The following is a 7098-nucleotide window of genomic DNA, read 5'->3' on the forward strand; positions in this document are numbered from 1 at the left end:
CGCCCGTTCTCAGCGGCCCGTGCCGCCGACCGGCGCGAACGTCACACGGAACATTGTGGGCCAGTACTTCCCGGTGATGAGGAACTGGTCCGTTCCGGGGACGGCCGCGACGCCGTTGAGCACGGCTCCGGGGGCGAGCCGGTCCGCCCGCACCAGCCCCGAGGCGTCGATGTCCGCGGTCACCGCGCCGGTGGCCGGGTCGATCCGCACGATCCGGTCGGTGGCGTACACATTGGCGTACACGGCGGTGCCGACGCACTCCAGCTCGTTGAGCCGGGACAGCGGAGCGCCGTTCTCGGTGACCGTGACCCGGCCCGTGGCCGCGAGCGTACGCGGGTCGCGGAACGTCAGCCGGGTCGAGCCGTCGCTCGTCACCAGCCGGTGCCGGTCCTTCTGGAAGCAGATCCCCCAGCCCTCGTCCGGGTACCGGACGCGGCGCAGCTCCTTCAGGGTGGTGGCGTCGCGCTCGACGGCGATCCGGTCCCGCCAGGTGAGCTGCCACAGGGTGCGGCCGAGCACGGTGATCCCCTCGCCGAACAGCGGCTCGCGCAGGGACGCGCGCACCGTGGGCTTCCGGCCCGGGGGCCCGGCCTGCACCCAGGAGTCGCCGGAGATGCCGGTGCCCTCGTAGAGCGTGCGGCCGGCCAGTTCGAGGCCCTCGGTGAAGGCGGCCGGGTTGTGCGGAAGGGTCTGCAGCACCTTGACCCGCAGCCGCGCGGCGGCCCGGTGCGCTGCGGGGGCGCCCGCGGCGGGGGCCGGGGAGTGGCGGGAGATTCGGTCCCCCGCGGGCGCCGGAGCGTGGCCGGGGGCCCGGCCCCCCGCGGCACACGACACCAACAGCAGCGCCCCGGCCAGCAGGGCCGTTCCGGACAGCACCGGTCTCGTACGGTCACGCATGGCAGGCACCGCCCGGCTTCAGCGCCGTCCGCAGCGGGGTCACCAGGGGCTGGCGCAGCAGCGTGGGGGTGCGGACGGCGTGGGGTTCCAGCAGATGCAGGACCAGGGTGCGCCGGGAGCGGGCGGGCAGCTCCAGGTCCAGGGTGAACACCGAGTGGCTGCGTTCGACGCCGGACGAGAGCATCGCCGGGCGGCCGTCCAGTTCGGCACCGGTGAGGGTGGCGCCGACGCCCGCGTAGTACGAGACCAGCAGGCGGTTGTCGCCCGGCCGGGTGCGGTAGGGCGGGCGGTCCTCCCGCAGCGTGACATAGGAGGGCAGGCCGGATGCCGGGGCCCGGTTGGCCAGGGTCACGGTGGCGGTGACCGGGCGGTCGCCGGTCGAGCAGCCGTCCCCCTCCGCCTTCCACGCCAGGCTCCGGTCGAGGTAGTAGTCCAGCTTGGAGCCCGCCGCGTTGTTCACCACCAGGCCCGCGAAGGGGCCCGGGGTGTCCGGGAGCGTGCCGGCGTACGGGCGGGACTCGAGGAGCTGCTGCTCCTCTGCGTGGGCGCTCCACACCTTCAGCCGTCCGTCCCGCTGGGCGTCGTGCGCGGCGAGCAGCAGCCCCGGCAGCGTCCGGACGTCGTCGGCCGCGGACATCAGCCGCCCGGCGGCGGCACGGGCCGCCTCCACGAAGAACGCCTTGCGCCGGGTGAGGTCGTTGTAGCGCGCGTAGCTGGTCCGCTCGGTGAGGTCGACGACGTTGCCGGCGGTCAGCTCGGTACCGTCGGCTGTCCGGGCGGGCCCGGTGACCTGGAGGAAACGGCTCAGGGCGACAGCGTCGACGGCGATCGCACCGTCCACCCGCTCCCCGGTGTGCTGCCGCCACGCCGCCGCCCAGATGCGGGCGGCGTAGGGGAAGTGCGGGCTCATGTTGGAGTTGGCCCACACCTGGGTGGGCGCGTCGCCCTCGTAACGGGCCGTGAACTCGGGCCCGAGGTCGAGGTCCGCCTTGGCCGTGGCCATCTCGGTGTTGTTGCCGAACCGTTCGAAGGACAGCCGGCCCCGGTCGGCCCGCAGCACGGCGAAGGCGCCGGGCACACCTCCGGTGCCGCGTGCCTCGGCGATGTTCTGGAAGGCGAGGAAATAGCGCCGTTCCCCCTGCACCCCGAGCATGGGTGGCAGGACCCGGGCCGCCACGGACACGTCGGTCATCACGGGCGCGAGACGGTCCAGCTGCCGGGCGAGCCCGGCCCGGGCCCGGTCGGCGGCGGGCAGCCAGGTGGTCCCGGGCAGCCGGTGCACATCGGCCCGTACCTCGGCCGTGACGTGCGCGGCCGAGGCGAGCTGCGGTGCATGCTGCCGCAACGCCATCAGCGCCTCCGCCATCCCGCCGCCGTGGCCGTCCGGGGCGGCCGCCGGAAGGGTGGCCGCGAGCGGGGTCAGCACCTCGCCGGCCAGCCGGTCCGCCGCGTAGGCGGCTCCGCGCACGGTGCGGACCGGCTCCCCGGCCACCGGCAGCAGGGCCGCCGCGTACCAGGCAGGGCCGCTGGTCAGGCGATGCGCCCGGGCGGCGTGCACGGCCGCGGAACGCACCGCCGCCAGCCGCTCCCGGGCGGAGCCGGACGCCTGCGCGGACGTCGCCGACTGCCGCAGCGCGTCCAGGTCCCGCTGGGCTGCGACCAGCTCGGAGCGGGCGAACACTCCGGTGACACCGATCCAGCCGACGGCGGCCACCGGGAGCGCGACGACGGTCAGCAGGGCGGTCCTGAGCACGCGCCGGCGGACCCGGGCCCCCTTGCCGTCGGGGCCGTCCCCGGGCGCACGGACGCGGACGGCGTCCCGGCGGGGGCCGGGACGCCGTGGTACCGGGTTACAGGGGTCCTGCTCCGTCATGAACTGCGGCGACGGCGTACGGCCAGCATCGTGCCGCCGCCGGCCGCGATCAGGGCCGCCGCGGCGCCGCCGACGGCCAGGGCCTTCTCGCTGCCGGTGGCCGCGAGGCCCGGGCGGTGCTCGGAGCGCCCTGGAGCGCTGTGGCGGCCGGTGAAGCTGCCGTAGTGGCTGTGGCCGTGTCCGCCGCCGGGACGGTCGTCGCCGTCGCCGGGCCGGCCGGGTCCACCGGGCCGGCCGAGCGCGGGCAGCACCCGGATGCGGACGGAGGCGCTGCGACGGTCGCGGCGCTCGACGAGCCGGAGGGTGTGCCAGCCGGGGTGGACCCTCCGCGGGATGGTCACGGTGCCGTCCTCCGTCCCGTCGTCGTGGACCATGATGTGGCCGAGGACGATCGGGCGCGACTCCAGCAGCACCGTGACGAGGTGCCGGGCGACGAAACCCGTGCCGTGGTGGGTCAATGTCTCTCCGACCCGCACCGTCGTTCTGTCGACGGTCACGGTCGGGGCCGGCGGCGGGTACTGCGCATGGGCGGTCTGAGCCCCCATCAGCGGTGCGACCACGACCACAGCAGCCGATGCTGCGGATGCCAGTGCGCACCGCCATCTGGGCGATGACGTCATCTTCTTCACTCTCCTCGACTTCGGTCCGGGCCAGGCGGCTGCTGCGTCGGCCATAAGTAAAACCTGGATACATCGAATAAATGGGACATTTGGCCGCGACGGACCCGGTACTGCCCAGAAGTCACCGGATGGGGGAGCGGTCGTTTCCTCGATGGCCCACGCGATCGTGTCGATGGAGTGACGGGGTGGCATGCGTCGCCAGGGTCGTTCGCCGGGCCGACATGCGTGGCCTCCCCCGGTTGGTGCGCGGGAGTCCCTATCTTCGGCTGTGCGCACAGGGAGCCGAACGTCTCAATTCGGGCGGCTCCCTTGGTTCTATGAGGGGTGCAGTTTGGATCTCCATGTATTCCTGAAGGCTCTTGCCAGACGCTGGCCGACCGTCGCGGTCTGCCTGGTGCTCGCGATCGGGGCGGCGTTCGCCGCGACGGCGCTGAGTACTCCCGTCTACGAGGCCCGGACCCAGCTCTTCGTCGCCACGCGCACCGGTGACGACACCGCCCAGCTGAACCAGGGTCAGAGCTTCTCGCAGGCGCGTGTGCAGTCGTACGCCGCGATCGTGACGACCCGTCAGGTGACGGCGTCCGTGGTGAAGGAGCTGCATCTGCGTACCACGCCCGAGGAACTGGCGTCCCGGATCAATGCCAGCGCCCCGCTCAACACCGTGCTCATCGACATCACCGTCCGGGACACCGTGCCCCGGCGAGCGGCACGCATCGCCAACGCGGTCGCCGAGCGGTTCAGAGATGTCGTGGAGCGACTGGAGACGCCTCGGCGCGCGGCCGGCTCCGAGCGGTACGGGAAGGACTCCTCGCGCCGCGGCGAGACGCTCGGCTCCCCCGTCTCGCTGGGCGTCACCCAGGAGGCCGTCCCCCCGGCCGCCCCGGTCTCGCCCCGCCCGGTGCTCAATCTGACCGCGGGGGCGCTGGTCGGTCTGCTGCTCGGGGCCGCGCTCGTCGCCGTGCGCGAGAACCTCGACACCACTCTCAAGACGAGCGAGGCGCTGGGCGAGTTCACCGCGCTGCCGGGCCTCGGCAGCATCCCCTATGACAAGAACGCGCCCAAGCAGCCGCTGGTCAGCGCCGATGCGCACTCCAAACGCGCCGAGGCCTTCCGCAAGCTGCGCACCAATCTGCAGTTCGCGCAGGTCGACGACCGCCCGCGGATCATCGCGGTGACGAGTTCGGTGCCCGGCGAGGGCAAGACCAACACCGCGGCGAACCTCGCCCTCTCGCTCGCCGAGGCGGGTGTCTCCGCCTGCCTCGTCGACGCCGACCTGCGCCGTCCCTGCGTGGCCTCGACCTTCGGCCTGGTCCAGGACGCCGGTCTGACCACGGTCCTCATCGGGCAGGCCCGGATCGAGGACGTGATCCAGGAGGGCGGCGGCCGGCTCGCGGTGCTCACCAGCGGCGCCGTACCGCCGAACCCGACCGAGCTGCTCGCCTCGGCCCGCATGAGGGAGGTGCTGCGCGAGCTCGCGGACAGCTATGAGGTCGTGATCGTGGACACGGCTCCGCTGCTGCCGGTCGCCGACACCGTCGGACTCGCCTCGCTCACCCAGGGCGCGCTGCTCGTCGTCCGCGCGGCGCGGACGAGCCGGGACCAGATCCGCCTCGCCGCCGAGTCGCTGGAGCGGGTGGGCGTCCGCGCCCTCGGCACCGTCTTCAACATGGCCCCGGCCCCGAAGGGCGACCGATACAGCGACTACGGGCGGTACGGCGAGCTGCCCGCTCCCCGCGCCTCGACCCCCCGGGGCGGGGCCGGCGCGCCCCCGGCGGCGCGTGGCGTGGGCGGATCGTGATGCGGGACGGCGGAGCATGACCCGGGTTCTGTTCGTCTGTACGGGCAACGTGCACCGCTCGGCGCTGGCCGAGCGGCTGCTGGCCGCGCGACTGCGGCCCGACTCGCCTCTACGGCCCGAGAGCGCGGGTACTCAGGCGTGGTCCCGGCCCGGCATGGAGCGTTCCACCCGGGCCCTGCTGGAGGAACTGGGCGGTGACGGCGCGTCCTTCGAGGCGCGGCCGCTCACCGCGGAGCTGGTCGCGGACGCGGCGCTGGTCCTCGGGCTGGCCCGGGAGCACCGGGAGGCGGCCGTGCGGCTGGCGCCGGTCGCGCTGCGGCGCTGCTTCACCCTGAAGGAGTTCGTCCGGCTGGCGGCCGGGGCCGCGGCGGCGCCGGGCGGCGGCCGGATCGACGGCGTGGTGGCGGCCGTGGCCGCGCGCCGGGGCCGCGTCGCGCCGGTCGAGCCGTACGAGGACGACATCGCGGACCCTTGGGGCAGGCCGCACCATGAGTTGCAGGGGTGTGCCCGGGAGATCGACGGGCAGGTGAGCCGTCTCGCCCGGCTGCTGGAACGTGCCGGAGTGGACGCCTGAGCACCGTCCGACCGCTTGCCGAACCTGCTCTGACCTGGGGTTTTCCCGTGATTGCCACACGGTGCCGGACGAAAGTTGAGTCGGTCAGACTCAGGTCTGTTGACGCCGTGCGATCCCTCGTGCATCCTTGAGCCTGTTCCACTCAAGTCACTGGAGGAATCGAAATGGCACGTGCGGTCGGCATCGACCTGGGCACGACTAACTCCGTCGTCAGCGTTCTGGAGGGCGGCGAGCCCACCGTCATCACCAACGCCGAGGGTGCCAGGACCACGCCGTCCGTCGTCGCCTTCGCCAAGAACGGCGAGGTGCTGGTCGGTGAGGTGGCCAAGCGTCAGGCGGTCACCAACGTCGACCGGACCATCCGGTCCGTGAAGCGTCACATGGGCACCGACTGGAAGATCGCGCTCGACGGGAAGGACTTCAACCCGCAGCAGATCTCCGCGTTCATCCTGCAGAAGCTGAAGCGGGATGCCGAGGCGTACCTGGGCGAGAAGGTGACCGACGCGGTCATCACCGTCCCGGCGTACTTCAACGACTCCGAGCGTCAGGCCACCAAGGAGGCCGGCGAGATCGCGGGCCTGAACGTCCTGCGCATCGTCAACGAGCCGACCGCGGCCGCGCTGGCCTACGGCCTCGACAAGGACGACCAGACGATCCTCGTCTTCGACCTCGGTGGCGGCACCTTCGACGTGTCCCTGCTGGAGATCGGCGACGGCGTCGTCGAGGTGAAGGCCACCAACGGCGACAACCACCTCGGTGGTGACGACTGGGACCAGCGCGTCGTCGACTACCTGGTCAAGCAGTTCGCCGCCGGCCACGGCGTCGACCTCGGCAAGGACAAGATGGCCCTCCAGCGCCTCCGTGAGGCCGCCGAGAAGGCCAAGATCGAGCTGTCCTCGTCCACCGAGACCTCGATCAACCTGCCGTACATCACCGCGTCCGCCGAGGGCCCGCTGCACCTGGACGAGAAGCTCACCCGGGCTCAGTTCCAGCAGCTGACGGCCGACCTGCTGGAGCGCTGCAAGACGCCGTTCCACAACGTCATCAAGGACGCCGGCATCTCCATCAACGAGATCGACCACGTCGTCCTCGTGGGTGGCTCGACCCGTATGCCCGCCGTCGCCGAACTGGTCAAGGAACTGACCGGCGGCAAGGAGGCCAACAAGGGCGTGAACCCGGACGAGGTCGTCGCCATCGGCGCCTCGCTCCAGGCCGGTGTCCTCAAGGGTGAGGTCAAGGACGTCCTGCTCCTCGACGTGACCCCGCTGTCCCTCGGTATCGAGACCAAGGGCGGCATCATGACCAAGCTGATCGAGCGCAACACCACGATCCCGAC

6 protein-coding genes are annotated in these 7098 nt (G+C 72.5%); 3 read left to right on the plus strand and 3 right to left on the minus strand.

Annotation, left to right across the window (positions count from 1 at the left end):
• Positions 1-9: 9 nt before the first annotated feature.
• From ACFYX0_RS13070 to ACFYX0_RS13080, 3 genes are all read right to left on the minus strand, one after another.
• Positions 10-897 carry a glutaminyl-peptide cyclotransferase gene (locus ACFYX0_RS13070; protein WP_388969812.1) on the minus strand — a complete coding sequence of 296 codons (888 nt, stop codon included), beginning with the start codon at positions 895-897 and terminating at the stop codon, positions 10-12.
• Complete coding sequence (locus tag ACFYX0_RS13075; RefSeq protein WP_388969814.1) at positions 890-2650, minus strand: DUF4012 domain-containing protein; 1761 nt, start codon at positions 2648-2650, stop codon at positions 890-892. The genes ACFYX0_RS13070 and ACFYX0_RS13075 overlap by 8 nt, the downstream gene beginning before the upstream one ends.
• A gap of 116 nt (positions 2651-2766) precedes the next feature.
• On the minus strand, positions 2767-3267 hold the full coding sequence (locus ACFYX0_RS13080) for a hypothetical protein (protein WP_388969816.1): 501 nt from the start codon (positions 3265-3267) through the stop codon (positions 2767-2769).
• Positions 3268-3721: 454 nt separating this feature from the next.
• Here ACFYX0_RS13080 and ACFYX0_RS13085 point away from each other — a divergent pair, with 454 nt between their 5' ends.
• The 3 genes from ACFYX0_RS13085 to dnaK all read left to right on the plus strand — a co-directional run.
• Positions 3722-5188, plus strand: coding sequence for a polysaccharide biosynthesis tyrosine autokinase (locus tag ACFYX0_RS13085; RefSeq protein ID WP_388969818.1), 1467 nt, complete (start codon positions 3722-3724; stop codon positions 5186-5188).
• Between the two features lie 16 nt (positions 5189-5204).
• Positions 5205-5762: a low molecular weight phosphatase family protein gene (locus ACFYX0_RS13090; RefSeq protein ID WP_388969820.1), complete on the plus strand. Its 558-nt coding sequence runs from the start codon at positions 5205-5207 to the stop codon at positions 5760-5762.
• A gap of 164 nt (positions 5763-5926) precedes the next feature.
• A partial coding sequence (dnaK, locus tag ACFYX0_RS13095) for a molecular chaperone DnaK (protein WP_388969822.1) occupies positions 5927-7098 on the plus strand: 1172 nt, incomplete at its 3' end.

This window comes from Streptomyces sp. NPDC002573 (genome assembly GCF_042889625.1).
Lineage (GTDB): Bacteria > Actinomycetota > Actinomycetes > Streptomycetales > Streptomycetaceae > Streptomyces > Streptomyces gibsoniae.